The 965-nt window shown below is 58.5% G+C and carries 1 protein-coding gene; it reads left to right on the top strand.

The annotated features are described in order from the left end of the window. Positions 1-908: Tn3 family transposase (locus AC0L3D_RS36755; protein WP_473647541.1), on the top strand; the 908-nt coding region annotated here is incomplete at its 5' end. Positions 909-965 lie beyond the last annotated feature (57 nt).

Below are 965 nucleotides of genomic sequence, written 5' to 3' on the forward strand. Positions count from 1 at the left end.
CGGCAAAGCGTGGCGACATCAACCTGCATTACGGAAGCGAACCGGGTTCGAAGTTCTACAGCCATCTGTCCGATCAGTACGGCTACTTCAGCATCCTGCCCATTAGTCCGACCGAAAGCGAGGCGGCCTATGTACTCGACGGCCTTTTCGATCAAGACACGGCCCTCGACATACAGGAGCACTTCACCGACACAGGCGGCGCGAGCGATCACGTCTTTGGCCTATTCGCCCTGATTGGTAAACGGTTTGCGCCTCGGCTACGCAATCTGAAAGATCGCAAGTTCCACACATTCGAGAAGGGCGATACCTATCCGGCGCTGTCGAACCACATCGGCGCGCCGATCAACACCACCCTGATCCTCGACCATTGGGATGATCTGCTCCACCTGGCAGCGTCGATCTCCACCCGAGCAGTTGTGCCGTCTACAATCCTGAAGAAGTTGTCGGCGTCACCGAAGGAAAGCCAACTCGCAAGGGCTCTGCGGGAACTGGGCCGCATCGAGCGCTCGCTGTTCATGATCGAATGGTACTCGAGCCCAGCATTGCGTCGGCTGTGTCAGGCCGGTCTCAACAAGGGCGAGGCCGCCCACAAGCTCAAGCGAGCGGTATTCTTCCACGAGCGAGGCGAAATCCGCGATCGGTCGTTCGAAAGTCAGGCCTTTCGTGCCTCCGGCCTCAATCTCGTCGTCAGCGCAATCGTGCACTGGAATACAGTTTATCTCGACCGCGCGGTCGCGCATCTGAAACAGGCGGGCAGAACCGTCCCCGACATGTTGCTGAAGCACATATCGCCGCTCAGTTGGGAACACATCAACCTTACAGGCATCTACACCTGGGATACCGAGCATCAAATGCCCGAAGGCTTCCGATCGCTCAGGCTGCCAGCGCGCCGCCTTCGCGCCGCCTGATGTTCATGCTCCGTTCTGGCTTAGCGTGTCTGGGAAAGCAGATCTTGTTCCGACCCC

Source organism: Mesorhizobium sp. WSM4837 (genome assembly GCF_055811435.1).